Here is a 26,175-nt window from a genome sequence, read left to right as displayed (position 1 = left end):
AGGGTCTGCGATTCCAGGAACTCGTCGATGCCGTGGTGTGAACCTTCGCGGCCCAGCCCCGATTCCTTGACGCCGCCGAATGGTGCCACCGCCGAGGAGATCACACCGGTATTGATGCCGACCATGCCGTACTCCAGTGCTTCGCCGACRCGGAACACGCGGTTCAGGTCGCGGGAGAACAGATAGGCAGCGAGGCCGTACGGCGTGTCATTGGCGCGGCTGATCACCTCTGCCTCACTGTCGAAGCGGAAGAGTGCCGCCACCGGACCGAAGGTCTCCTCGTTGGCCACCAGCATCGCGTCGGTGGCGCCGGCGACCACGGTTGGTTGGAAGAACTGCTCACCGCGCTCCGTCGATTTGCCACCCAGCATGACCTGCGCGCCCTTTGCCACCGCGTCGCTGACGTGGCTCGCCACCTTGTCCAGCGCTGCCTTGTTGATCAGCGGGCCGACGGTCACGCCGGCCTCGGTGCCAACGCCGACTTGCAGCTTCTTCACTTCTTCCACCAGGTGCGCGGCGAACTGATCGTAGATGCCGGCCTGCACGTAGATGCGATTGGCGCAGACGCAGGTCTGGCCGCTATTGCGGAACTTGCTGGCCATCACGCCGGCCACGGCCGCGTCGAGGTCTGTGTCGTCGAACACAATCACCGGCGCATTGCCGCCGAGCTCCATGCTCACACGCTTGACGGTGTCCGCGCACTGGCGCAGCAGCAGCTTGCCGACATGGGTCGAGCCGGTGAACGTCAGCTTGCGCACGATGGGATTGGACGTGAGTTCGCCGCCGATGGCTTGCGGCAGGCCGGTCACGATGTTGAGCACGCCGGCGGGGAAGCCCGCGCGCTTGCCCAGTTCGGCCAGCGCGAGCGCCGAATAGGGCGTCAGCTCCGAGGGCTTGACCACGACGGTGCAGCCGGCGGCTAGTGCCGGTGCCAGCTTGCGGGTGATCATCGCATTGGGGAAATTCCAGGGCGTAATTGCCGCGCAGACCCCCACAGGCACCTTGCGTACCAGGATCCGGCGACCGGCCTGCGTAGCCGGGATGGTTTCGCCGTAGGCGCGGATACCTTCCTCGGCAAACCATTGAACGAACGATGCACCGTACAGGATCTCACCACGGGATTCCGCCAGCGGCTTGCCTTGTTCCAGGGTCATCAGCAGCGCCAGGTCGTCCACGTGCGCCAGCATCAAGTCATGCCACTTGCGTAGCATGGCCGCCCGCTCGTGGGTGGTCAGCGCGCTCCAGGCGGGCAAGGCGCGATTCGCGGCCTCGATGGCTGCGCGGGTGTCCTGCTCGTCGCAGTCGGGGATGGTACCCAGCTTGGCGCCGGAGGCGGGGTTGACTACGTCGAGTGTTTGGCCGGAGCGGGCATTTGCCCACTCACCGCCGATAAATGCTTGCTGGCACAGCAGTGCCGGGTCCGTCAATTTGATCATGTCGAAATCCTGGTGAGGCGGCAGCGGCCGCCGCGGCGCTGCCTGTCGATCGCATGAGCCGTCGGCAGGCACGCGAGGGGAAGCCCTTCAGCCCTTCAGCTCTTCCTGATGCGCACGTACCAGCGCGGCCATGCTCTCGAAGCGGAAGTCATACTTGGGCGTGCCCGGGGGAGGCATGGTCGCACCCCAGCCCTTGTCGGCGTGGCGGCGATCGATCCAAGCGGAGGCTAGGCCAAAGCCGTTGGCAGGCGCGTGGTCGTGGAACAGGCTCTGCGCGGTGTGCAGGATGTCCGCCTTATCGAGGCCATGATCCTGCCTCAAACGCGCGAGCATATATTCGAAATTGCGCGGGCTCGGCTTGTACGAGCCGATGTCCTGGGCGCTGTAGATCGCATCGAACTCCACGCCAAGTCGTGCGTTGCTGGCGCGGAAGGAGACGCGGTCGACATTGGACAGGATCACCAGCTTGAAATGCTGCTTGAGGTAGCGCAACGCTTCCACGGAATCGGGAAACTCGGGCCAGTCATGCACCGATGCGCCAAAGATGTTGGCTTCCTCGTCGGTCACGCCCACGTTCCAGGTGTTGGCCAGGCGGCGGTACACCACACCCAGCAGCACCGAGTAGGCCAGGGCCGGCGTCAGGATCTCCTGGTCGGCTTCATGCTTGGCGTAAACCTCCAGGATCTCGTCACGCGACTTGGCGGTCATGCCAGCCTTCTCGATCAGCGGCCGCAGGCCATTGAAGATGCCGGTCTCCCAGTCGATCAGCGTGCCGTAGCAATCGAAGGTCAGTACTTTGAAGTCTTTGAGTTTCATGGTGGCTCCTGGTTAGAGAGTGTCTGCGACTGCTTTGTCGAGGGAGAATCGCAGGATTTGGATCAGTGTATCCACGTCGGCCTTGGTGTAGTTCAGGGCCGGAGCGAATCCGAGGATGTCGTCGGAGAAGGCGCGGAATACCAGGCCTTCCTCGAGTGCGTGAGTCAATACGCGTTCGCCCAGTCGATGGTCTTTCGAAGGCTTTTGCCTGGAGGTTTTATCGGTCACCAGTTCGACGGCCGCCAACATGCCGCGTCCGCGCACCTCGCCCACGTAGGGCAACGCTTCGAGTGCCTTGAGCTGATTGAGGAAGTACTCGCCGACCCGTACTCCGTTGTCGAGCAGGCCGCCGTCGAGGTACAGATCGAGCGCGGCGTTGGCAACGGCGGCACTGACCGGATGGCCGGAGTATGTCTGGCCGTGGCCGAAGGCCTGACCCTCGCCTGCGTCGGCGATGGCACTGTACATCTGCTCGCTGATGAGGGTGGCACTCATGGGCGCGTAGCCCGAAGTCAGACCCTTGGCGAGCGTCAGGATGTCGGGGCTCACGCCTTCGCTCTCGCAGGCGAACAAAGGGCCCGTGCGACCGAAGCCGGTGATGACCTCGTCGACGATCAGCAGGATGCCGAGGCGGTCGCAGGTGGTCCGCATTGCGCGCAGGAAACCAGACGGAGGCACGATCACGCCGCCCGAACCCTGGATGGGTTCGCAGATGAAAGCGGCTACGCGTTGCGCGCCGATTTCCTCTACCTTGGCCTCCAGCGCACGGACGGTGCTGTCGAGTACGGCGGCCGGATCAGGGCCATCCGGATGGCGATAGGGGTACGGCGAGGGAATGTGGTGCTGGTTCGCCGCCGGCACGTCGAAATAGCGATGAAACAGTGGCAGCGCGGTCAGGCCGCTGCCAGTGGTGGAGCTGCCGTGGTAGCCACGCTGCAGACCGATGAAGTGCTTCTTCTCGGGGCGGCCGGTGACGTTGAAGAAGTATCGCACGACGCGGATTGCCGTATCGACGGCATCGGAGCCGCCTTGACCGAACAGTACCCGGCTCAGGCCTTTCGGCGCCAGTTCGGCCAGCCTCGTGGCAAGACGTATGGCCGGCTCGCTCGCAAAGTGGAAGTAGCCGGTGGCATAGGGCAATTGTTCCAACTGCCGCGTCGCAGCCTCTACCAGCGACGCCTGGCCATAACCGGCATTCACGCACCACAGCCCCGAGAAGGCATCCTGTACGCGGCGGCCTTCGGTGTCGATCAGGTGGACACCTTCGGCGGACTGCCAGATGCGTGCACCGCGTGCTTCGTGTTGCCTAAGCGGTGCGACGGGATGCACCCAATGGGCGCGGTCTTGCTCGACAAGCGATCGTGTATTCGACATGGTCGGTCTTCTCTGAATAGGACTGGGCGGTGGGCGAGGCGCGCCTGCTGGCTACGGAGCAGTGTTGGCGGCGCTGTCCAGGGTAGGCAGGACCTTGCCGGGATTGAGCAGGTGGCGGGGATCGAGCGCGCGCTTAACCCTCCAGGCCAGATCGAGCTCAGTGCGGCTGCGCACTGTGAGCAGTTCGTCACGTTTGGCCACGCCCACGCCATGCTCGGCCGAGATCGAACCGGCAAGCGCGGTGGCGGCGTCGTCGATGATGCGCGTGATGGCTTCGCCGTGGACTTGCAGGTAGGCTTCGGCTTCCGTCTGAATCGGGCGCAGCGGGTTGAAGTGGACGTTGCCGTCGCCCATGTGCCCGTAGACGATCATGCGGGTGCCGGGCGCTTCGTTCAGCACTGCAGGCGTGATGGACGCGATGAAGCCGGGAATGCTCGACAGCGGCACGGAGACATCGCAGCGCACACTACCGCGCGCCTGGGTCTGCGCATCGGAAATCTCTTCGCGGATCAGCCAGAAGTCGGCAGCCTGGCGATCGCTGGAGGCGAGTGCTGCATCGGCGATCCAGCCATGTTCGCCGGCGTCGGAGAGCGCGGCGCAGAAGGCGTCGTCCGCGCTCGCCTGGTCGGCCGTCGACGAAGACTCGACCAGCACGTACCAGCCGTGCGTGCCCGGCAAGGGCGACGCCTGGCTGCCGATATGCGCCAGCACCAAGTCCATCGCATCAGAGGAAATCAGTTCGAAGGCGGTGACGTCATTGCCGAGGCGCGCGCGGAGGTAGCCGAACAGGGAAAGCGCTGCGGCCGGATCGGGGACGCCGAGGAAAGCCATGGATACCGAGCGGGGGCGGGGAAACAGTTTGAGCACGGCTGCCGTTATGATGCCCAGCGTGCCTTCGGTGCCGATGAACAGGTGCTTGAGGTCGTAGCCAGCATTATCCTTGCGTAAGGCGCGCAGCCCATCCCAGATCTCGCCGTTCGGAAGCACGACCTCCAGCCCGAGCACCAGATCACGCATGTTGCCGTAGCGAAGCACCGCCGTGCCGCCGGCGTTCGTAGAGAGGTTGCCGCCGATCTGGCAGCTACCTTCCGAGCCGATGCGCAGCGGGAACAGACTTCCTGCCTCCTCCGCGACGCCGCGCGCCCGGTGCAGAGTCACGCCGGCTTCGAGCACCATGGTTGCATTGACCGCATCCACGGAGCGCACATTGTTGAGGCGAGACAGGCTGAGGATCAACGACTGGCCACTGTCATCCGGCACGCTGCCACCCAGGAGTGAAGTATTGCCGCCTTGTGGCACTACGGAGATGCCCTGTTCATAGCAGTACGCCATAACCGCGCTGACCTCGGCCGTGCTACCCGGCCGAACAACCGCCATTGCCTTGCCGCGGTAGACTCGCCGGTAGTCGGTCGCGTAGGGCTCGGCATCCTGGCCCGCCAGTAGGTTGGCTGCGCCGACGATGGTGCTCAAGTGGTCTAGGTGGTTTTGCGGCATGTTCGCGCTCCGGCGCCTTGCTTGTAGCGAATCAGTTGAGTAGTGTGGGTGTGTCGCGGTAATGCATAATTTCAAGCCGCTGCACCCATTCCGATATGACGCAAGCTTATTGCCAGAACGCTTAGTGCGATATGTACGAGTAGTAGGGATTCACGTGGCAGCTTTCCCTTGTTTTGCACGATGGTGTCGTGGTCGCTGGAGCTGAATCGGGCGGGGATATCGTGCTGTCGCTGGGACGCCTCATGCTTGCGATTGCCTTCCGGGTCGAGCGCGCATGTGCATTTGAAGATACGTCTCCTGCCCACCCTCAGCCTTGTCCGGCAAAGTGCAGAATTGCGTACCAACCCTGCCGGTGGTGCGGATGGAGGCCAAGGCATCCGCCGTGGGTCGAGTTTTAGCTTTCGGTGGTGGTGCACCGCGGCGCCGTAAGCGCCTATCGAGTTAGTACTCGTTCATGTTGCTTTTGGGCCCTGGTCCACATGCGCCGGTGGGCTGCCCAGAACAATACTCGCAATGGAAGCCCAGCATCTCCCGCCATAATGGTCTCGCAGCGCTCCGGGGCAAGATCCACCCTGACACCAAGTTCTGCGGCTGCCGCGTAGCACAGGATGCGATCCCGTGTCACCCGAGTGCGCATATGTTCGTCGATTACGGTGCACAGCATCTCCGGGTACGCTGTCGAACTGCCGCGTCTCGCTGCCTGTGTTGCACGGCGTTCCAAGTGTCGGCTAAACGCCCGCACCTCCTGAAGAAGCTCTGCGAACGCCGATCCGGGACTCTGCTTCTGCGAGGTCATGCTGAGAAGGACTAGGTGGCGGTAGTCTGGGAATTGGATAGATGTTCATCGCGCGGACCTGAGTCGCGTGGCGGTCTCAAGTGGGCCTTAGCCTGGCGAGCACCCACGACGGTGAAGTCTACGTCGAGGGCTTGCGCGTTGCCGCCGATGCCGGCGATCGGGATGCCGTGAGGCACGCCGGCGATCTGCTGCTCTCCCTTGAGCTGGGTGAGTTCTTCCGGGGAGATGAACCGATCGTGCGCGATCTTTGCCACCCGCCGGTATATATCTGACGCGCCGAGTGCTCGGTTGACCCGTTCCGCGTGAGAGGCTGATGCCGCAAAGTACACCAGCCCCGTCCGTACATCGGAATGCCCCATGAACTCGGCGAGTTCTTCGTGGCTTGCACCAGCGTCAACGAGGCGTTGGGCTGCCGTATGACGAAGGTCCATCGCGCAAGCGTCGTCCCCGATGAGGCGTTCCATGCAGCGGGCGATGCGAGAGCCGGCCTCATGATTGGAACTGACGTCGAAGACGCGATCGCTTGCGTCACGACCTTGCAAATCTGTATAGGCGACCAGGGCCGTGAACAGCACCGCCCACTCCTGTTTCACACGACGGACCATCGGCCTTTTTCGGAGCCTTCCCCGCTGCTTGACCATGAGAAACGTGAGGTGAACGGCCGGTTCGCCGCGAAGCTCTGTCTGCCAGACCCGTACATCACGCATCGTCAGCATCGCGACCTGAATTGGGCGCATGGCGAACTGATAAAAACAGAGCACCATCGCAGCCTCGCAAAGCTCGTCGTGCGCGATGCCTGACCAGCCTCGGGCCCTCACGAGGTCCGACGCTTCGTCCAGGTAGCGAACGATTACGGCTTCTTCATCAGCACTCAGGAAGACATCGCCCGACCGCACACCGGCATATGAGTCCGACGCGGGGCCGGGCAGGGCAGCGCTGACATAGGTCAGATAGGACTCGGACCACCCGTGCTGACGATGTCTGCATAGCAGCCGCAGAACCGCCTTAACGAAACGATAGGCGTGAACCGGCAACTGACGGGCGCGCAGCGCCATCCATATCGTTGATATGCGGGTTGGGCCGGCTGCAACAACGCGGTCGACGTCATGCACATCGAGATGCATTGCTGCGATCAATACATTGAAGCAGGTCGAGATATGCAAGTCTTCGCCCAACAGGAAGACCAGTAGATGCTTCTGCAGAGCGCCGTAGACAGCAGGATACCGGCCAAAGTCGAGCCGGAATATCCGACCATTGATGTGAAGTCCGAAGACATCTGTCTGACGGACTGCCGGGATGGAGCGGAGTTGGTCGTCGAAGTCGTCGTAGTAGCGTACAACGGGCGGTAGCTCCGGCAGTGACGCCACCATGCTTTCGAGCACCGATGGCTCGGCTTGCCCACGAAGCCGGGATGGGAAGGCCTCCAGCATGATCAGCGTCCCTGCGGCAGCGCGCGCAGCAAGGCCACACGATCGTCGAATGCGTCGTTCCATACGCTCGCGAGTCGGCTTTCAAAGACAGCCCTAGCATAGCGCGACGGCATGTCCGACTCTTTCGACCATCCGAAGAATGTACGCAGTTTCTGCAGCGCTTCGGGCATCGAGTCGCCTCGCTCCAGCAGCTGGTGAAGCCGCAATACGGCGCTGGTGTGCCGGAGGTCGTGGCAGGTGACCGACTTCTTTCCGGTGCGGTCGTGCAGTTCCCGCAGCACATCCGTAGGCAACGCTTTCGATATCGTTGTAAAGATCTTCGTCAACGACTCTGTGGAAAGAGGGCCGCCAGTCTGGGCGTTTAACATGAACGAATGGGAAGGCCGGCCCCGGTAATTTTCGCAATAGATCTGCACCAGGCTCGCCGTTGCGTCGCTGACGGGAATTTGCCTGACCGAATGGCGCGTTTTGATGCTGGGTTTCGAGTAACGGCTGTCGCTGCCAACTTCTTCATACTCGTTTTGCCGGACGTTCAGCCAGTACCTTGTCCGGCCAAGTTCGCGGTCATAGCTGCTCTTGATGGCGTCTGCTGGCAGCAGCAAGAGTTCGCCGCGGCGCAGACCCTGATGCAGCGTCAGCACGAATGCGATGAAGACCCGCCAGCGGGTGTGCGCGCGCTGGAAGGGATTGGCATCCGATTCCGGATCCAGGATCTGATAGAGATTCTCGACCACGCTGGAGGGCAACGACCGAACGGTCTCGCTGCGGGCACCTTGGCGAATGTGAAGCTGGCGGTAAAGCGTTGATAGTCGGTGGATGCGCGCCTCGATCTGTCGCATCTTCGCGTCCGCCGACTTCGACAGCCATGTGATCACCGATGTCACGAATGCCAGTCCGGTCTGCCACCGGTCCTCATTGCTGCGAGTGGCAACAGGCTGATTACGCAGACTCACGAACCACGACTCGAGAATGTCCGCAAGCCGGGCATCGTCAAGGTCGGATAGCGCGTCATCCAGCGCATTCGCCTTGAATGACCGATCCGCATGCTCATACAGGTTCTCGATGTACCGCAGCCGCATGGTCTGCGTGGACGTTGCCCATTGCGCACCCGCGATGACCAGCCAGACCGCGGCCCAGTACCTGGGCATGTGGTTGCTGTCGACCAGCGCAACCCCCCGGAGCGCCCGCGGCACGGCGGCGGCGCTGACCTGAACGAACATAAAACCTAAACCCACAACAAAACGCAACGGCGAAAGATACCACAAAAGCACTTTTCCGTTGCGGTATCTGAAGTCTCCGTGCCGTCCCACACGCAACACTTCAGAACATACCAACAGAACGCACAATGATAGTTATGTTAAATAGTTATAGTATTTAACAATGCTATTCTGGGCGCGAGCCATCCGCCTATCTTGCGTCAATCACGTGCGAAACGATCCCCTGCTGGATTGCTCGGTTAAGCAACCCCAACCCTTTAATGCCGTTTCAGAAACTCGGCGAACAACGTGTCATCTATGAGGTAGCCGCGACCTGCCGTCTTGGCCAGAACACCGGACTTGCGCAGGCGTTCCAGCGCGGCACGGACCTTCGACACCGAAGCGGTGAATCGTGGGTCTTTGTTGAGCAATGTAATCGTGCCCTTCGCGAACGGTGCGTGACCCTTCGCGATGACGCTCAGCAATACCTGTTCAAATGGCTGTAGGCTTGCAAGCAGACCTTCCCAGCCCGCGATAAGTCGTCCGTCTTGAACGAAGCGATTCAAGGCGAACTGCACGTCCATCACGCCCTCGGCCGACATCCATTTCACCAGGTCCTTCATCAATGCTGGCTTGTGGCCGAGATACTCGAATGCTTTCACAAGATCGTCGACATCAAGGGTCTTGTCGGTGTGCACTGATGCAAAGTGTTTGGCCAGGGCCTTGGGGTACTCGATACCCAGTGTGGGAAAATCGAGCAACTGCGCAAATTGATACATCGGTCCGCCGGAAGCGACCGTCATCGCTGCCAAGGCCTCTTGCGAGGAACCCGTGAAAACCGCGAGAACGTCTCGCTTGCGCTTCTGTAGTACCGCTCGGATCGTAGCGATGGCCGATCGACCGTCGGCTAGCTCCGCCAGCACTTGCACTTCGTCCAACATCAACAGAATCGTATGGCCAGATTGCGACGCCAGTCGCGCGACCAGCGTGTCAAACCGGAGTGCAGGATCGTCGGGCAGCTTGCGCCTGGTGGGCTCTTCGCCCAACTCAACACTGGCGCTGAGCATCCCAATTTTCTTGACGGGTGTTTTCCCGATCTTTCCGGCGCGGGTCGTGGGCACAGTGAGATCATCCAGCGCTTCTTCCAGCGCATGGTTGATTGCCGCCAATGGCGCAGCTTGATTCAGCCAGAGATCCGCATAAACGGGAACGAACCGCGCTTTTCGGGATACAGGAGTGAGATCCTGGTCCAGGAAGAACGTCTTGCCGACCCGCCGTGGTGCAAAACAATGAACGACAGCGACGGGGGCCGGCTTGCCTCAAGAAGTCAAGTCAGAAACGGGCAGACTTCGAGCAGGACCTGCTCTCCGAGATCTTTGGGAGTGTTCCTGATTGACAATTGTGTCTGCGCGCCTCTATAAACACATTTCATTTCAGGCGTGATCACTGTATAAATGCACAGTATGCTGGTTCCACAGCAGACATTCGGGCGGCACGCCCCAGCTGGCCAAGGCGAGTGCCTGTGGCGTTTGCGGCGGCTGAATCAGGCAGCAACTGCTGTGACCAGGAGTTGCGTGCAAATCAAGTGCGCGCACCGCTGAATCGGGCCAGGCTGGCCGATAGATGTTCGAAGGAACTCAGGAATCATTCCGGATACAGACTTCGTGACCGTCGTAGACGCACGCCGCGTCGCGAGACCAATCACGGATCGGTATCGCCGGGCATCCGCTATCGTGCGCGATAAACGCCAAGATCTAAAGGGGGCACCGACGCCGGTACCCCTCCGATACTCCCGTTCCCGCGCCCTGGCTCTGGCTCTGGAAGGCACTGCGTGGCGCAGCAGGCGACCCGATATCAGACCGGGGGTGGCAGTAGCTTCTGGTCGATGAAGAACTGCAGCGCGTCGCTGAACGCGTCCCGGGTGTCAATCACCTCGCCAAAGCCCGCCTTGCGCAGCTTGATGGTGCTGACGAAGGCCACCGGACCGGCCGAGGCACCATAGGCGAACGCAAAGTCCGCGTGCTGGTCGCCCTGACCAACGAAGGCCCCAAGATCCCCGCTTGCCAGACCGTGCTTGGCCACGATTTTCGCCCAGACGTCAGCGTTGTCCCGAATGTACTGAGCCACGCTCATCGGCTCATCAGGACCCGTTGCAACGCCAAGCGTCTTGGCCAGCGCGGGCCAGACATGTCGCCAAGCGAACACATCTCCATTGGTTACGTTGAAGATCTCATTTGCCGCCTGCGGGACTTGTGCGGCCCACGCCATCACTTTGCCCACTAGGTCTGCATCTGCCATCTCCCATACGAAGGCCGGGCCTCCGGGGAAGCTGAACGGCTCGCCCTTCTCGCGCCGAATCGCCGCATACACGCCGATTGCTGGCAGCACGTTCAGAGCACCAGGCGTCTTCCCCGTCACTAATTGCGGACGCAGTACAGTATAGGTGAACCCGTGCTTCGCACCTGCGTCGCGGACATAGTCCTGCTGGTCGAAGAAGAAATTCGCATGATCGTCGCGAGGATCGCTCTCCCGCGCCGGCACGGCGATCGGATGAAGATGGACGCCATACGCCTTCGTGCCTTGCAGGATCGACACATGCTTGAGACTCGACTTCCCGGCGACAAGGGGCTCCACCACGTGGCGAAGCATCGCATTGTTGACTTCAATTTGCTCAGCATTCGACCAGCCCCCCACAAGGTCTTTGGCATTCTCATAGATCGCCGCATAGGCAACGTGAGTGACGCCCGCTAGACCCGAAAGCACTTCATTCGAAGCCTTCTCGTCGCGCAGGTCAACCGAGACGAACTCGAAGTCCCGACCGCTCGGAAGCACCGGTTTGCGTCGGGAAATACCGACCACGTCCCAGCCCGCATTCAGAAAGGACTCGATGGCGGCAACGCCGATCAATCCGCTCGCTCCTGCCACCACCACTTTGTTTCGCACGCCCATCATAAGCTCCACGTCGTCGTTACTCTTCCCCTTCCGCAAACTCGTGTTTGCCAACTGTCGGTTTCGACAAGGGGTACGCCTTGAAGACTATCCGCAGGCCAAAGTCGGCGGAAGCGCGTTCGACGGACTATTTGTTATGCCCGTTCGGAATAGAGATTCCCGCTCTGCGCCTGGAACCGTGTATCGACGCTGTTGACTCACGACGCATGCCTACTGCGCATGTCGAATCCGGCACTGCCGGGTCCCTCTGGTCCAGTCACGCTGTCCTCCTTGCGGGAACTCCGCTGAGGCCGGTGGCTCCGTGGGCCGAATATTCTGATACCGGGAAGACGCAACAACTGAGTCCCGCCGTCCAGAAAATGGCTGGATAGGCGGGATGGATGTGTGGAGGCATTTTTATGACAAACCTGGAGACTTTTCCTGCTGCGGAGCGTGAAGCCTTTGCCAACGCCTGCCGGCGATACGGATTCATCGCGGCAGATTTCCAGGTGCTGGATCGCCGGGACGAGAGCGGCATACGCATGGTCAGCATCCTACGGCCCGAGACTGGCGTATCTCTGTTGTACGCTGGCGGCAGAGGCAACTGCTGGGCGGTGGCATTCGAGCAGGATCTCGAGGCTGACCGTACATGACATCGTGCGCTTTGCCCGCTCCAGCGGCATCCTCTGCCAGGGCCGCGGCTCGGCGGCTAATTCGGCCGTCTGCTACTGCCTCGGCGTCACCGAGGTGGATCCGGCGCGCGGCAACCTGCTGTTCGAGCGCTTCATCTCCAAGGAGCGCGCCGAGCCGCCCGATATCGACGTGGATTTCGAGCACCAGCGTCGCGAGGAAGTCATCCAGTACCTCTACCGCAAGTATGGCCGCACGCGGGCGGCCCTCGCCGCGGCTGTGGCAACCTACCGCCCGCGCAGCGCCCTGCGCGAATCTGGCAAGGCCTTGGGCGTCGATCCGGCCATCGTTGACCTGGTCGCCAAGGCACATCACTGGTTCGACTCCAAAGCCGATTTGCTCAAACGTTTTGCCGAGAGCGGTGTGGATACGGAAAGCGAATTGGCGCAGCGCTGGGCCAATATGGCCACGCAGCTACTGGGCTTCCCGCGCCATCTGTCCCAGCACTCGGGTGGTTTTGTGCTTTCCAGAGGCAAGCTGTCGCGCCTCGTGCCGATCGAGAACGCCGCCATGCCAAACCGGAGCGTGATCCAGTGGGACAAGGACGATCTCGATGCCGTGGGCTTGCTCAAGGTCGACGTGCTGGCACTGGGCATGCTCTCCGCCATTCACCGCGCGCTGGATCTCGTATCGGAGCAACGCGGCGAGGTATTCGAGCTGCAGGACATCCCCGCCGAGGATCCTGAGACCTACGAGATGCTCTGCCATGCCGACAGCGTGGGGGTGTTCCAAGTTGAATCGCGTGCGCAGATGTCCATGCTGCCCCGGCTGCAGCCACGCACCTTCTATGACCTGGTCGTCGAGGTGGCCATCGTGCGCCCGGGCCCGGTGCAAGGCGGCATGGTGCACCCCTACTTGCGCCGCCGGCAGGGCAAGGAACCCGTCACCTACCCCAGTCCGGAAATGGAAAAGGCGCTGTCGCGCACGCTCGGCGTGCCGATCTTTCAGGAACAGGTGATGCAGGTGGCCATGCTCGCGGCCGGCTTCTCGGCTGGCGAGGCCGACCAGCTGCGCCGCGCCATGGCGGCCTGGAAGCGCAAGGGCGGACTGGAGCGCTATTACGACCGCATCATCTCCGGCATGCTCGAGCGCGGCTACGAGCGCGAGTTCGCGGAGAGCATTTTTCGTCAGATCCAGGGTTTCGGGGAATATGGCTTCCCGGAAAGCCACTCGGCCAGCTTTGCACTACTGGTCTACGCCAGTGCCTGGCTCAAACGCCATGAGCCAGCGGCTTTCCTCTGCGCCATGCTCAACAGCCAACCCATGGGCTTCTACAGCCCCTCTCAACTCGTGCAGGATGCCAAGCGGCATGGCGTCGAGGTCCTGCCAGCGGACATCACCGTCAGTTGCTGGGATTCGGCGCTGGAGACGCGCGAGCGCAAGCCTCCGGCGGTCCACCTTGGCCTGTCCCTGCTGCGCGGCATGCGGCAAGAAGCGGCTCTGCGCATCGAAGACGCACGCTCGGTGCGCGCATTCACGAGCGCCGCGGATCTGGCCCGCCGCGCACCGGCACGACATCCAGGGGCTGGCCGCTGGGAATGCCCTGCGCGTCCTCACGGGAAACCGACGACAGGCCCTGTGGCAGGCCTCCGTTGCCGTGCCCGACAAGGACTTGTTGCGTTCCGCAGACCTGGTGGAGGAACCGCCCGTACTCGCACCGCCGAGCGAGGGCGAGGAAATCGTGGGGGATTACCGGTCGATGGGACTGACGCTGAACCGGCACCCGCTCGCGCTGCTCCGCGCGCAACTCGCCGCGCACCGACGAGCCGGTCGCCAACTGGCGCGCGGCGCCGGCATCGTCACGGTGCGGCAGCGGCCAGGGACCGCGGTGCTTGGCATTCGCGATGCGGGGGACCTCTCTTTGGCGGCGCGGTGCCGTTTGCCTTCGCCTCGACCAAGGCAATCACGCACGAGCTGGTCGCGCCGGAAACAGGACCCCGTTCGCGCAGTTGCCTGACGCGCAGCCGGCAGCCTCGGCTGCCTTAGCCGGACGCAGCATCGCCAAAAGTAACTGACCCCCGCCGGCAGGTCAAAGCCGCCGTCCCTCAGGCATCGGACCCGCGGGATTCCGCGCGCGGCCATTCCCGTGTCATGACCCGTCTACTGCTTGGGCACCGGATCTGGCGAATCGCCCTTCGGGCCGCTTGGCGCGTCGGCCGTCGGCGCATGTGGCGCGCCTTGCTCGCGTGGCTTCTTGCTGCGCGCAGTGTTCGAGGCCTTGTCCGAGCCGGACTTGGGCTTCTTCATGGTGTCCGTGGCGCCCGGGCCCGAGGGGCTCATGTCGCTGGCGGCTGGCTGGTTGCGCGAGGCGCCGGCGCCTTCGATCGGCGGCGCGCTGGGGTTCGGTGCGGTCGGCGAGGCCGGCGCTTGCTGGGCAAGGGCTGGCAGGCACAGCGCGGTGCCGACGACCAGTGCCGTGGTAGCGAGGGTGCGTTTCATAGTGGTCTCCGTTGCAAGACTACGTCGATCGGGCCCCATGGGCCTCGGGATGGCCAGCGCGCCGTTTTGGCGCTCCGGCAATTCATGCGCGCGGGTTGCGCTTGCCTTCCCCGCGCCGCGCCAGTTCGTGATAGTGGCAGACGCGCGCCAGCGCCCAGTCGGCCGCGGCTCCGCGCACCCGCGTTGCGCGTGCCCGGAAAGAAGCTGTCCGTCTGCAGCGTCGCGCGCAGGTTGGCCTTGAGGTCATCTTGGGTCAGCATCGCGCGGCGCACGCGTTCGCGGTCCAGTTCGCCCTCGCGCATCAGATCCAGCGCGTCGCCGCCGGTGGCGCGGTCGAATGCCGGATAGCGGCTCGACAGCCAGCCCACGGCCCGGTGCAGCAACACCAACGCCAGCGCCGCGGCAAATGCCACCCCGAACGAAGTCGCCCCGACCACAGCGCGCGAAAGCACCGCGCCCAGCAGCAGCACGATACATAGGTCGAACGACGTTTTCTGCGCAAAGGCCCGCCTTCCGGCCAGCCGCAACATCGCCCAGGTGCCGGCGAAGATGATGGCGGCACGCACGGCGCCTTGCCACCAGGCCAGGTTGTCGCCTTCGCCGACAAGCCTGCGCATCACATCGGCGATCACTTCCATGCTGTCCATGTTGGAGTCCGCAGTCGATTTTCTGAGTGGGGTCGCAGGTTCCGTGCCAGGCTGACGGCGCTGGTCGTGCTGCGGTACATGTCTCATTCGCGCGCCACAAACGACGCACTCGCGCAGGAATGCGGGGAAAAATCTACGTGCAGCGCCGGACCGGGCCCGTAAAAGCTGCGTGGGCGCGCGCCTTGGGCGCGGGGGGCGCGGCGATGGCGCTCATCTTGCATGTCTGCTCCCCATAACCTGAATGGAGACCGCCATGCCCGAGCAGTTGCCCAAGCCACTCCGGCCCTCGCAGGATGCGCCACGTGCGCCGAGCCATCCCGGCAACCCTAACGATGTGCGCAAGGGCCAGGTGACCAGCCCGCTGCCGCGCGACACCTTCCGCCAGCGCTTTCTCGCGCGCTTCACCGACCCCGCCTACCGGCAGGAAGACGAGGCGCTGGACCGCCTCGAGCGCATTGCCTGGGACGCCTACCACGAAGGCCGCAAGGCGCCCCAGACGCACAAGGCCGGACTTGGCTATGCCGACCCCGGCTACGACCTCTCTGACGAATGGCGCGCCGCTAGTGAGGCGGTGCACATCGCCCAGCAGCGCCAGGCCGATCCCGCCTTGCCATCGCGCGTGCTGCTGGTCTGTGCCTCTGCGCGCAACGACTACACCTGCCCGGGGGAAATGTCGAAATCCTGGCGCCTGGCCGGGCGAGCGCGCGAATGGCTGGAGGCGGAGGGCATCGAGGTCGATCTGCTCGACCTGAGCCACCTTACATCGGATGCCGACTTGCACATCCATCCTTGCAAGGGGTGTGTATCGACGGCGATGCCGCTGTGCCACTGGCCATGCAGCTGCTATCCCAACCCTGCGCTGGGCCAGGTCAACGACTGGATGAACGAAATCTATCCGCGCTGGACTGCCTGTCACGGGGTGCTGATCGTCACACCGGTGTACTGGTACCAGGCCGCCAGCCCGCTGAAGCTGATGATGGACCGGCTGGTTTGTGCCGATGGCGGCAATCCCGATCCCACCAGCACGCACGGCAAGGACGTGGTGCGCGCCAAGGCGATCGAGCTGTCAGGGTGGGACTATCCCAAGCACTTGTCCGGGCGTGCCTACGGGTTGGTGGTGCACGGCGACGTGGCCGGCATCGAGGGCGTGCGCCGCGCACTGTCCGACTGGCTGGACTGGATGGGACTGATCGATGCGGGCCCGCAGGCGCGGCTGGACCGGTATATCGGCTACTACGAGCCCTATGCCACCAGCCACGTCGCGCTGGACGAGGATCTCGGCGTGCAGGGTGAGGTCGACAACGTGGCGCGCGCGCTGGCCTGCGCGGTGCGGCAGCTGCGCGCAGGCGACTTGCGCGCGCCCGACCAAGGCCTGGTGCCACCCCGGCAGAAGTAGCAGAATGCAAACTGACCAATGAGCCGGGGCAAGGGACGATGATGGATCGCAGAGACAACTGGCGCGCTCAGCCATGGCATGAGCGCGCAGTGCCCGAAGCCGACACGCGCAACCATTATGTGAGTGCCTATGGGGTCTATGAATATGACGAGGTCAGAGGGGAGCCGGGCGAGTTTGGCGGGCGCCAGGGTGCGGGCTGACGCGGCAACGGCCAAACATGCGATCGACGTTGCCCAAAGCAATTGGGACAATGCTACTGTCACGGCCTCGAACGCCACGCGGCAGGCGTCGGCGCAAGTGGCGCGTGGCCGGGCGAGAAGTCAGCCCACGAACCGCGCACCCCTGCCGCAGTAACTGCAGCCCGGTCCTAAGATGCGCTGCCCGCGCTCGCACCACCTTCCAGGATATGCTTGAGCTTTGCCAACTCGCGTCCCTTGCAGAAATGCTCGGTAAAGCCCGCTGCGATTGTAGCTTCGCGCTGTGCTGGTGAGTTTTGCCAGTATAGGCAATGAGGCACCATCTGGCGGATGGATATAGCCCACCCAAGCGCCGAGCCGCAGAGATCCCGTCCATTCCGGGCATATCGATATCGAGAATGATCAGATCAGGCCAGACCCATGCAACAGCGGTTATGACTTCCATTCCGTCCGCGCAGAAAAACACTTCGTGCCCATAGCACTGTGCTAACGCGCCAAGCGCTTCACGCGCAGCTCGATCGTCGTCCGCAATCAGTACTTTCATGTCTCGGCCCCAAACAGTTACCACAGCAAGCTCTATGCCCGGGCCCAACGCTGCTCGGTGGCGGGACGCGGAAGGCAAGTGCGGTCCGTCGAGATCGGTCAGCCAGGCGTGTGCTGCGAGGCTCTCACGACAGTCGTTCCCTGGCGCTGACCCGCAACGGTTGCGCCGGTTCGTCCGTCCTAGTGGCCGAAGATACGCATCGAAAGGAGTTGCCTCGTGGACATATTCAGTGCTGGCAGCGCGCGTGTGCCACTTGAATCGGTGTTGTGTACCGGGGACTTAAATACACGGGCGTCGCGCCGCCCGATTTCCAAGCCGAAAATGCAGCGCTGCTGGTCTTGATGCAGGAGTTGACCCATTCGTCGGCCAATGTTCTGCAAAAGCTCGTGGACATCGCACTGAACTTATGCAAAGACCATTCCGCGGGGATCAGCCTGTTGGAGGAAGCCGGCCCCGCAGGGCAATTGAGCGCAAGAGGGGACCACTTCCGCTGGTACGCTGTCGCGGGGCAATGGGCGCCGCTAGTCTGGCACACGACCACGCCACGCGACAATGGTCCCTGCGGCACCGTTGTCGATCGCGACACTGTGTTGCTATTCACCTATCCCATCGCTACTATGCCCAGTTCGCGGATGTTCGTCCGATGCTGGTGGAAGGACTGCTGGCGCCCTTCCACATCGAAGGCCAAGCCGTCGGCACTGTCTGGGTAGTCACGCATGATCAGACCCGCAAATTCGATCGTGAAGATAAGCGGCTGCTCGAAAGTTTTGCACGCTTTGCCGCAGCCGCATACCAAATCCGCATGGCCAACACGCACTTGCAAACGGAAATCGCCGAGCGTGAGCGTGCCGTAAAAGCACTCTCGGAGGCTGACCGCTGCAAAAGCGAATTCCTCGCGCAACTGGGCCATGAACTACGCAATCCTCTTGCGCCGCTCCGAAGCGCGGTGGACATTCTGCGCCAAGTGGGCGGCGACGAGCAAAAGGTGAAACCAATCACCGAGATGATGCAGCGTCAAATCGGGCAGATCGTCCGCCTCGTCGACGACTTGCTAGACGTGCACCGTATCAGCCGAGGCAAGATCGCGCTGCGCAAAGAACTGGTCGATTTGGCATCGGTGGTACAGCATGCGCTCGAAGCCAGTCGCCCCGCTATCGAGCAAGCGAAACACAAACTCGTCGTCAACGTGCCAGCGACGCCACTGTATCTGGATGGAGACGCCGCACGACTGGTGGAAGTCGTCGCCAACCTCTTAGACAATGATTGCAAGTTCACGGCCCAGGGTGGCCGGATTCGGCTCACGCTGAAGCGGGAAGGTGGAGATGCCGTTATCCGGGTGCGTGACACCGGCATTGGCATCGCCAGTGACATGCTGCTGCCCATCTTCGACAGATTCATTCAGGTGGATTCGGCTGGGAAACACGCGCAGGGCGGCCTTGGTCTTGGCCTGACACTGGTGAAAAGCCTGGTGGAACTGCATGGTGGAACGGTAAAAGCTTGCAGTTCTGGCGTCGGTCAGGGTAGCGAGTTTACTGTGCGCCTTCCGCTCTCGGCTGCGACACCACGACAGTCGGCAGTGCCGGCCGATGGCGAGCGAAAAGGTCCCGCGCCACGCCGCATTCTCATTGTTGATGATAACCGGGATTCGGCAGAATCTCTCGGCGTATTGCTCAAGCTGGCCGGTCATCAGGTATTCACCGCATTTGATGGTGGTGACGCGGTCGAAAGTGCGGCCTCGCTCCGACCGGACGTCGCCCTGCTCGATATCGATCTACCGGTTGTTAGTGGTTACGAGGCTGCTCGGCAAATTCGCGCAATGCCCTGGGGTAAGCACATGGTGTGGTGGCAATGACCGGATGGGGCCGCCATGATGATCGGGAGAAATCCCGCGAAGCTGGTTTCAACGCCCATCTCGTCAAGCCGGTGGACTACGCCGTCCTTGCTGAACTACTGACTAATTCGCGGGCTGGCCGGGGTAGTCGCACCTTTCGTGCATGTATGGACCCGACGCCTTTTGCAAGCTTCTTGTTCGTGATGTCGAAACGGTCTGCATGCATGTATCCGGCTTGCACTTGGGCGATAGCCGAAGCACGCCCGCAGCCTCGATGAGACCCGCGCACCTCGTCCTTAGCAAATTCACGGCTCGCCGAACGGCACAAAAAACAGGATTCAGGGTGCTGGCTCAACCTATTTCGTCATCGCTTTTGAGAAGCTTCGCAAACCAAGGTGGGTAGTACTCTCCTTCAGAGTTGTTCTGTTCGTCTATACGGGCGTGCCTCGCGGAAGGTAGCTTGCGTCGCTGCTGAGTAGTGCTTGAATGATGCGTGCATTCTTGTTGGCCAGCGCGACCGCGGTGCAGTTGTACCCGCGTCGCGCGATCAACTGCTGCAGCCAGATACTGGGGGCGTCAGTCTTGCTTTTCATGTATCTGAGCACCGCTCGTGCACCGTGAATCAACAACGTGCGCAAGTATGTGTCGCCGCGCCGGCTGATGCCCTGCAGGCGTGATTTGCCTCCGGACGAGTACAGGCCGCGCATCTGATTGATCAGCGCGGTACGGTCGCGCGCCATGCCATTGCCCGATCGCCGGAAGCCTTCAAGCGCGCGATTCCGGAGCTGCTGCGCGTGAGCGGCGACGAACTGACTGCGTTTTGCCAGACGCTGCTCACGGAACTTCTGCAGCACCTGAGCGCGATTGACGGTGCGCCGCCTGGATATCCTGCCGTTCGACCGATTTGACCGTGACGAAGCGCATGGCCGGCCGACTCGCGGCTTCGACGATTGCCTCCGCATCATTGCGGTCATTCTTGTTCGTCTTGACGAACGGGGCGCCATATTGCGGGCTGATCAGCCGGACTTCGATGCCCAGCGACTGAAAACGCCGTGCCCAATGGTGGGCGGTGCTGCACGCCTCCATCACGACCATCCTGGGCGTTAGGATGCGCACGGATTCGAACAGCGAACCGCGGGAGACCTTCCCCCGGTGTGTTGCTCGCCCGCGGCGATCGGCTCCGTGGAGTTGGAAAACCTGCTTCGCGAGATCAATGCCGAGCATATCGATTTCCATGCTGAACCTCCAGACGTCCGGTTTGAGGCCCTCAGTGTCCCCCGAAGGGAGGCGTCGGGTCCATCCCAGTAAATTCTGGCGGTTTGGTCCTAAAAATTCTTGCGGATCAAGCAGTTGCAATATCGCAGGTCGTGCGAGGTCCGTAGAGGACGCGCGCGATGGCCTCGTTCGATTATCGGGCTTGGTGTCCCCCAACTTTTCCCAGGTACGCCATCCATGCCACAAGCGGCAGGCTAGGGTACCTCGATGTGGTCATACGATCCGTTTTCGGGGCTACACTGGCGTAATGAGATCTATCGATCTATCCCATCGTCCGAGCCCTGATCCAACAGCATGTCTAGTTTGGCAAAGAGGAGGGGCAAAATTTGACGTGAGGGCGCCGCTCCGATTGTCTCTGCTTCCTTGATCGGCTCCGTTGCGACTGGTCTAGAATTGGACATGAACTCGGACACCGTAGAATCGTGCGGGGCCGCGATCCTTGTTATAGCCGGGGTGTCGGATGTACTGGAAATCCGGACTGATGAAAAGATGCGGCGAGGCTCTTGCGCTATAGAAGACTTCGAACACTTGTTCTGCCCCGTACCTGAGGGTTCCGTCCCCTAGAAACCCGCCCAGGCCGCCAGCAGCCAGATAGGCTCGATGGTCCCCCGAAAGCCCGTTGGCGGCTATCGCAACGCCCACGGCATCAGTGGCCCGGTGCCAGCCCAAGCCCCGCAGGATGGCTCCAACGGAAGCACTCCTGCCTACCTCTGTGAAAGCGTAGCTTTCGGTTTTGTCGTCGGCCCAATCGGCCCGCGCAAAGAGTCCCAGAGATTCGCCAACTTTCTGTTCCAGACTGATACCCAGGCCAACCTTGGCATGCTCGCGGCGCACTTGCGCCACGTCCGGAGCGCCACCCCCGGCAGCTCTGAGGGCATCAACAAACGAACCCATGTGAGCGTGGTTGCGCCAAACCAGCAGGCGCAGCTTACCCGCATTGCCATATAGCTTGTAGCCACGCTCCACCTCAAGCATGTCACCGTAATGTTCAAAGAAGCGGGTATCGAGCTGCAAGCCGTTTGGCTCATGAGGTTGCAGGAATCGTCCAGCTCGTATAGCCCAATCGCCGTCAATGTACTCAACGGATGCGCCCCAGGTGTAGCCTCGGGAGTCGGCCGGATAATCGAATGAAGCATGCGAGGCGAAGGCGGTATTGAGATATTCGCTTCTGGGCTCGTGAGCGTATTCTAGGCTGTTGAAAACATCCAACACTGAAAAGTTTCCAACCGTCAGGACTATCCGGCGACTGCTCCGCTGGCCTGCCAACTGATGGAGTCCAGAATCCACAGTCTCAGTTGTTCCAGCCAGGCCGATCTCCTGCCGAAGGAAGAGCCTGGCCCTGTAAATGGTCGGGCTGGCAACTGCCGCTTTGGCCAGTTCAGCGTTAGCGAGCCCGCCTAGACCTTGCGATCCGGAAAAGGCCACTCCCTGAATCAGTTCGGGGTCCAGGTACACGGTGGCGCCGTGCCACAGACGCATGCCCACGCTCAGCGTGGCGGTCCAGGAATAGCCGTGTTCGGCTACTGGCAACAGGCTCTTGGCACCGGAATATGCGGCGGAAAATGCTGGTTTGTACTGCCAAACATAGGTGGTCTGGCCGTGTACTGAAAACCTCTCCTCGGGTTTTGAGATTTCACTATCGCTGGCCGGCGCTATGGCCTCCAGGCTCGATGTGGCGTCAATATCATCTTCCGCCGCTGCATGACGGGGCATTGAGAGGGCCGCGAGTAAAACCACCGCGATGGGAAAGATCCGTCGGCGACGCAGATATTTGAGCATGATACCAATGACCTTCTCGCGGTACGTCTACGCCAGCAAATGAGCCCCGGTTAAAATCATCTTAGCATCCCGTACCATGCTCGGGTGCGCCTGAGTCGGCCAGCCTGCCGTGATTCAACTGAGCATTGGCAATATGAACATTGCCAATACCGCAGCGCCCATTGCTCCGGTCGCAAGCCAGCCTACGACTCGCAGACTGCCCGAAATGGTGAGTTTTCCCATCACGTCCACGCGCGCGGCCATTTTCATCAGGAGTACCATGATCGGAACCGAGGTCACGCCATTGATGACAGCGCTCCAGAACAGCGCCTTGATCGGGTCGATCGATGTAAAGCCCAGTCCGAGGCCCACCACGGTGGCAAACACGATAGTTCCGTAGAATCGCTTGGCAAGGCGCGGTTCCAGTTCAAGGCTGTTTTTCCACCGGAAGGCGCCGGCCATTGCATAAGCCGCAGAGCCGGCGAGCACCGGCAATGCGAGCAGTCCTGTCCCGATGATGCCCAGGCTAAATAGCAGAAATGCGAACTCCCCTGCGATCGGTTTAAGCGCTGCCGCCGCCTCCGACGACGTCTGGATATCGGTGATGTTGTGTTCATGGAGCGTCACGGCGGTGGCAAGGATAATGAAGAACGCGATGAGGTTCGAAAACGCCATGCCGATCCGCGTATCAGAACCAATGCGCCTGAGATTCGCCAACGCCTGCCAAGGCGCCTTGCTCAGTGCGTGCTGGCCGGGCGCTGCCTGGAGTTCCTCCACCTCTTGTGAGGCTTGCCAGAAGAACAGATAGGGGCTGATGGTCGTCCCGAACACGGCGACGATGGTGGTGAGATAGACACTGCTCCAGGACGGATGTGGGAACACCGTCCGGATCGCGACGGTTGTCCAGGGAATCCTGACGGCAAACACGACGCCTACATAGGCAAACAACGCAAGTGTTAGCCACTTGAGTATCCGCACGTAGCTTTTGTAGGGAACGAACACCTGCAGCACGAGTGAAAACAAGGCAAGTCCAACGGTATAGAGGCGCGTCGGGCCGCCCACAACCAGGTTGATGGCCGCACCCATGGCCGTCAGATCGGCGGCAATATTAATGGTATTGGCCACAAGCAGGAGGACGACGGCGCCGTAGAGAAGCCATAACGGATAGTGGCGACGGATATTCGTCGCAAGGCCGTGGCCGCTAACCCGACCGATTCTCGCGCTGATGATCTGGATGGCGACCATCAATGGATAAGTAAACAGGACCGTCCAGAGAATGTTAAAGCCGAAAGCGGCACCTGCCTGCGAGTACGTGGCGATGCCACTCGGATCGTCATCGGCGGCGCCCGTTACGATGCCGGGCCCCAGTTTCTCGAGCCAGGGACTGGGCTGAGCGCCCGGTACGGGCGCAGGAGTAAAATCGGTTTCCATTCGAACTCCGCTGCTCGAGGCACCCTCGCCGAAAGACAGTCGCGACCAATCTAAGAGATGAAAGCCGCCCGAGGGCGGCCGAACAGTATTGCTCTTCCTTTAAGCGATAACAGCCCTCCGCAGCCGGTGTCGAATTGCGCACATCCGCGTGGTAGTTGAAATCAGGCCAGGTGCAACATATGGCAATCTTTAACGAAGATACTTCACGGATTGTTCTTTTTTACCTGCTCCTTCGCGTCCCCGGCTTGTTTCTGGGCTTCGCCTGCCCCCTGCTGCAACTGGCCTTTTACTGCCTGTACCCTGTCGCCCTTAACCTTGCCCACGACCTCGTTGATCTTGCCCTTGACCTTCTCTCCGACACCCTTGATCTGACTCTTGTTCATGGTTTGCCTCCGAGGCTGCAGGCCGATCGATTCGGCCCGCATTGGCTCAGCAAGTTCCGTGCCGCGTTGTCGAGACCGATGTGTCAGCAGCGGCTTGGTCGAGCTTCCAGTAGCGTTCAGGGGTTCCAATATCGGCCAGGGACGCCGGATCAAACAGTGGCGTCTGGCTTTTGTATGCGCTTGCGGCCTGCATTTTCTGGCCAAGGAATTGCGTGAAGCCAGGCAACGCGGGAGCCGCGAACCGGCCCTCCGTGTGCCATGCTTCGAGCCGCTGCTGCAGCGCGCCTGGATGGCGGCGATGGATCGCTTCCTCATAGATGAGCCAACGCCATCGCGCGCTGCCTTTCCTATCGACAAGTTGCCGCGCCAGCATGCAGGCGTCGCTGACCAGGACGTGGTCGCTGTGGAATAGGCCCATCGGCACTACCACGGTACCCCCTTTATTGCTTGCCAGCCATTCCGCCACCGCATAAGCCAGATCGGCGGGCGCGTATTGCACGCCGTATTGCCCGTCGAGAAAGTCCAGCCAATGCGCCGTGGCACCCAGTATGTACAGACCGCGCAGATCTTCCTCGCGGCGCGCCCACACCGCTTCGGGGCCGCTGCCGAAGCCAGCTCTTCGATCCCATTCCTGCAGCGGGCTCGCCGAGTCCGGCACGCCTGCCAGGATCGTGACGACCACCGGCCGATGCGCAGCCGCCAGCAGGCAGCCACAGCTGAAAACGGCATCGTCCAGGTGGGGCGAGACCACGACGACGCGATCAAGCAACTTCCGCATTTGTGTCGTCCCCGGTGTCGGCGGCGCAAGATGTCTGGCGAAGGCCAGGATGATCCGCAGCGGCGGCCAGCATGGTGAGGTGATCGGCGAATCCGCCGCGCAAGCGGCCTCGGGCGCGGGCACTGGTGATGACCTGCGGGTGGCTGCTCCAGACGATGTGGGCATCGATGGCCATCAACTGCTGCACCAGGGCGACGTCTTCATGGGCGGTTTGCGGGGGAAACCCGCCGGCTCGTCGATAGGCCTGGGAGCAGACACCCAGGTTGGCCCCGTGAACGTGCCGATGATCGTCCTGCCGCCGGTACTGGGCGAAGAAGCGATCCGGCACATGCGGCGGGTGCAGGCTCCAGTCATCGACGGTGACGAGGCCGCACACGGCATCGGCACGCAAGGCGAGTTGCGCCACAAGCCAGTCAGGAGCCACGCGTGTATCCGCGTCAGTGAAGGCAAGCCAGCGCGCGTCTCGCGCCAGCAGGTGTTCGGCTCCCGCATGACGCGCCTTGCCGACGTTGCGCGCCGCGACCGTCAGGCAAGTGAGCTCGCCGTTGGGGCGATGCCGGGTGGCATGCCGGTTGGCGATGGCGGCCGAGCGATCGCTGCAGTCATCCAGCACCAGCACCACGACGACGGGCTCGCCGCCGAGCATGGGATGGGCAGAGGCTACGGTCAGCGCGATCAGACAAGCCTCCAGGCAAGCTTCCTCGTTGTGTACCGGGACCACCACGCCGATCATAACGTCTGTTCCCGTTGCCGTAATGCGCGGGGATCGCGCGACCAGACTTCGAGCAGGAAGTCAGGTTCCAGATGGCGGACATGCCGATGCAGCCCGGGCTGCCGGGCAATCGCAGCATGCACGGAGCGCGTAGAGAGCCGGCGCTGCTCGAATCGCCGCAGCCAGTGGCAGGCGACGATCGTCCCGCGCGTGCCGATCGACTGGGCCGCTCGCTCCGCGATGGCTGCCCAGTCTTCGAGCGCAAAGAAATAGCCCAGCTCGCTCAGCACCACCAAGTCGAAGCTGCCTTCCGGCCAGTCTGCGGGAAGCTTGCCTGCACGCACCTCAACCTGCGGCTGCCCGTCGAGGCGAGCGCGGGCGCGTGCCACGGCGCGCGGCGCGACGTCCATCGCAAGCAACGCATCGGCGCGTGCCGCCAGCATTTCGGTCAGGATGCCGGTAGCGCAGCCGGCTTCAAAGGCACGGCCATAGCGTGCATCCGGCAACGCGGCGAGCAGTACGTCGCGCTTGCGGGCTTCGTACCACAGCGTTGCAAGGCCCCAAGGATCCTCCTGCTCAAACATGGCATCGAAATCGACCGGGACAGGTGCAGGCATTGCCGGG

At 62.1% G+C, this 26,175-nt stretch carries 21 protein-coding genes and 3 pseudogenes; 5 read left to right on the top strand and 19 right to left on the bottom strand.

Annotated features, from left to right (window positions below; translation table 11 throughout):
* From AC1DQ3_RS32540 to AC1DQ3_RS32505, 8 genes are all read right to left on the bottom strand, one after another.
* On the bottom strand, nucleotides 1-1,436 hold a 1,436-nt coding region (locus AC1DQ3_RS32540), incomplete at its 3' end, for an NAD-dependent succinate-semialdehyde dehydrogenase (RefSeq protein ID WP_477124224.1).
* 87 nt (nucleotides 1,437-1,523) lie between these two features.
* Nucleotides 1,524-2,252 carry a haloacid dehalogenase type II gene (locus AC1DQ3_RS32535; RefSeq protein WP_477124223.1) on the bottom strand — a complete coding sequence of 243 codons (729 nt, stop codon included), beginning with the start codon at nucleotides 2,250-2,252 and terminating at the stop codon, nucleotides 1,524-1,526.
* Nucleotides 2,253-2,264: 12 nt separating this feature from the next.
* Nucleotides 2,265-3,626 (bottom strand): aminotransferase class III-fold pyridoxal phosphate-dependent enzyme, encoded by a 1,362-nt coding sequence (locus tag AC1DQ3_RS32530; protein WP_477124222.1) that lies wholly within the window; start codon nucleotides 3,624-3,626, stop codon nucleotides 2,265-2,267.
* 51 nt (nucleotides 3,627-3,677) lie between these two features.
* Nucleotides 3,678-5,120: an FAD-binding oxidoreductase gene (locus AC1DQ3_RS32525; RefSeq protein ID WP_477124221.1), complete on the bottom strand. Its 1,443-nt coding sequence runs from the start codon at nucleotides 5,118-5,120 to the stop codon at nucleotides 3,678-3,680.
* Between the two features lie 807 nt (nucleotides 5,121-5,927).
* Nucleotides 5,928-7,409 (bottom strand): site-specific integrase, encoded by a 1,482-nt coding sequence (locus AC1DQ3_RS32520; protein WP_477124220.1) that lies wholly within the window; start codon nucleotides 7,407-7,409, stop codon nucleotides 5,928-5,930.
* Nucleotides 7,349-8,611, bottom strand: coding sequence for a site-specific integrase (locus AC1DQ3_RS32515; RefSeq protein ID WP_477124219.1), 1,263 nt, complete (start codon nucleotides 8,609-8,611; stop codon nucleotides 7,349-7,351). Before AC1DQ3_RS32515 ends, AC1DQ3_RS32520 begins: the two co-directional genes overlap by 61 nt.
* Before the next feature lie 209 nt (nucleotides 8,612-8,820).
* The gene (locus tag AC1DQ3_RS32510) at nucleotides 8,821-9,711 is read right to left on the bottom strand and encodes an ATP-binding protein (protein ID WP_477124218.1); all 891 of its coding nucleotides are present in this window, start codon (nucleotides 9,709-9,711) and stop codon (nucleotides 8,821-8,823) included.
* Between the two features lie 685 nt (nucleotides 9,712-10,396).
* Nucleotides 10,397-11,545 (bottom strand): SDR family oxidoreductase, encoded by a 1,149-nt coding sequence (locus AC1DQ3_RS32505; protein WP_477124217.1) that lies wholly within the window; start codon nucleotides 11,543-11,545, stop codon nucleotides 10,397-10,399.
* A gap of 344 nt (nucleotides 11,546-11,889) precedes the next feature.
* On the opposite strand from AC1DQ3_RS32505, the gene AC1DQ3_RS32500 reads away from it, so the two are divergent.
* Nucleotides 11,890-12,123, top strand: coding sequence for a hypothetical protein (locus AC1DQ3_RS32500; RefSeq protein WP_477124230.1), 234 nt, complete (start codon nucleotides 11,890-11,892; stop codon nucleotides 12,121-12,123).
* Nucleotides 12,110-14,117, top strand: a pseudogene (locus AC1DQ3_RS32495) (error-prone DNA polymerase); the annotation flags it as partial. The gene AC1DQ3_RS32500 and the pseudogene AC1DQ3_RS32495, both read left to right, overlap by 14 nt.
* Before the next feature lie 143 nt (nucleotides 14,118-14,260).
* On the opposite strand, the gene AC1DQ3_RS32490 reads toward AC1DQ3_RS32495, so the two are convergent.
* Nucleotides 14,261-14,599 carry a hypothetical protein gene (locus tag AC1DQ3_RS32490; protein WP_477124216.1) on the bottom strand — a complete coding sequence of 113 codons (339 nt, stop codon included), beginning with the start codon at nucleotides 14,597-14,599 and terminating at the stop codon, nucleotides 14,261-14,263.
* Entirely contained in the window at nucleotides 14,596-15,246 is a 651-nt protein-coding gene (locus tag AC1DQ3_RS32485) for a DUF421 domain-containing protein (RefSeq protein WP_477124215.1), read from the bottom strand. The genes AC1DQ3_RS32490 and AC1DQ3_RS32485 overlap by 4 nt, the downstream gene beginning before the upstream one ends.
* Nucleotides 15,247-15,499: 253 nt before the next feature.
* On the opposite strand from AC1DQ3_RS32485, the gene AC1DQ3_RS32480 reads away from it, so the two are divergent.
* Together AC1DQ3_RS32480 and AC1DQ3_RS32475 are read left to right on the top strand one after the other, a co-directional pair.
* Nucleotides 15,500-16,642, top strand: coding sequence for a flavodoxin family protein (locus tag AC1DQ3_RS32480; RefSeq protein WP_477124214.1), 1,143 nt, complete (start codon nucleotides 15,500-15,502; stop codon nucleotides 16,640-16,642).
* A 38-nt stretch (nucleotides 16,643-16,680) separates the two neighbouring features.
* Nucleotides 16,681-16,842, top strand: coding sequence for a hypothetical protein (locus AC1DQ3_RS32475; protein WP_477124229.1), 162 nt, complete (start codon nucleotides 16,681-16,683; stop codon nucleotides 16,840-16,842).
* Here AC1DQ3_RS32475 and AC1DQ3_RS32470 read toward each other — a convergent pair.
* Nucleotides 16,796-17,383 (bottom strand): response regulator, encoded by a 588-nt coding sequence (locus AC1DQ3_RS32470; protein ID WP_477124213.1) that lies wholly within the window; start codon nucleotides 17,381-17,383, stop codon nucleotides 16,796-16,798. The two genes, AC1DQ3_RS32475 and AC1DQ3_RS32470, sit on opposite strands and share 47 nt — an antisense overlap.
* A 643-nt stretch (nucleotides 17,384-18,026) precedes the next feature.
* On the opposite strand from AC1DQ3_RS32470, the gene AC1DQ3_RS32465 reads away from it, so the two are divergent.
* Nucleotides 18,027-19,235 (top strand): hybrid sensor histidine kinase/response regulator, encoded by a 1,209-nt coding sequence (locus AC1DQ3_RS32465; protein WP_477124212.1) that lies wholly within the window; start codon nucleotides 18,027-18,029, stop codon nucleotides 19,233-19,235.
* Nucleotides 19,236-19,852: 617 nt separating this feature from the next.
* Here the strand turns inward: AC1DQ3_RS32465 and AC1DQ3_RS32460 are convergent.
* From AC1DQ3_RS32460 to AC1DQ3_RS32425, 8 genes and pseudogenes are all read right to left on the bottom strand, one after another.
* Nucleotides 19,853-20,176, bottom strand: a pseudogene (locus AC1DQ3_RS32460) (hypothetical protein); the annotation flags it as partial.
* Nucleotides 20,091-20,450 (bottom strand): annotated as a pseudogene (locus tag AC1DQ3_RS32455) (IS110 family transposase); the annotation flags it as partial. The pseudogenes AC1DQ3_RS32460 and AC1DQ3_RS32455, both read right to left, overlap by 86 nt.
* A gap of 426 nt (nucleotides 20,451-20,876) precedes the next feature.
* Nucleotides 20,877-22,268: a carbohydrate porin gene (locus AC1DQ3_RS32450; protein ID WP_477124211.1), complete on the bottom strand. Its 1,392-nt coding sequence runs from the start codon at nucleotides 22,266-22,268 to the stop codon at nucleotides 20,877-20,879.
* Between the two features lie 114 nt (nucleotides 22,269-22,382).
* Nucleotides 22,383-23,678, bottom strand: coding sequence for an NRAMP family divalent metal transporter (locus tag AC1DQ3_RS32445; RefSeq protein WP_477124210.1), 1,296 nt, complete (start codon nucleotides 23,676-23,678; stop codon nucleotides 22,383-22,385).
* Nucleotides 23,679-23,881: 203 nt separating this feature from the next.
* A complete protein-coding gene (locus AC1DQ3_RS32440) occupies nucleotides 23,882-24,061 on the bottom strand; it encodes a CsbD family protein (protein WP_477124209.1) in 180 nt (59 codons plus the stop codon).
* A 46-nt stretch (nucleotides 24,062-24,107) separates the two neighbouring features.
* The gene (locus AC1DQ3_RS32435; protein ID WP_477124227.1) at nucleotides 24,108-24,839 is read right to left on the bottom strand and encodes a PIG-L deacetylase family protein; all 732 of its coding nucleotides are present in this window, start codon (nucleotides 24,837-24,839) and stop codon (nucleotides 24,108-24,110) included.
* Complete coding sequence (locus AC1DQ3_RS32430) at nucleotides 24,823-25,572, bottom strand: glycosyltransferase family 2 protein (RefSeq protein ID WP_477124208.1); 750 nt, start codon at nucleotides 25,570-25,572, stop codon at nucleotides 24,823-24,825. Before AC1DQ3_RS32430 ends, AC1DQ3_RS32435 begins: the two co-directional genes overlap by 17 nt.
* A complete protein-coding gene (locus AC1DQ3_RS32425) occupies nucleotides 25,569-26,168 on the bottom strand; it encodes an SAM-dependent methyltransferase (RefSeq protein ID WP_477124207.1) in 600 nt (199 codons plus the stop codon). Before AC1DQ3_RS32425 ends, AC1DQ3_RS32430 begins: the two co-directional genes overlap by 4 nt.
* Nucleotides 26,169-26,175: the final 7 nt, after the last annotated feature.

Source organism: Cupriavidus sp. 01T418, from assembly GCF_056398885.1.
This window is presented reverse-complemented; position numbering and strand designations above follow the sequence as displayed.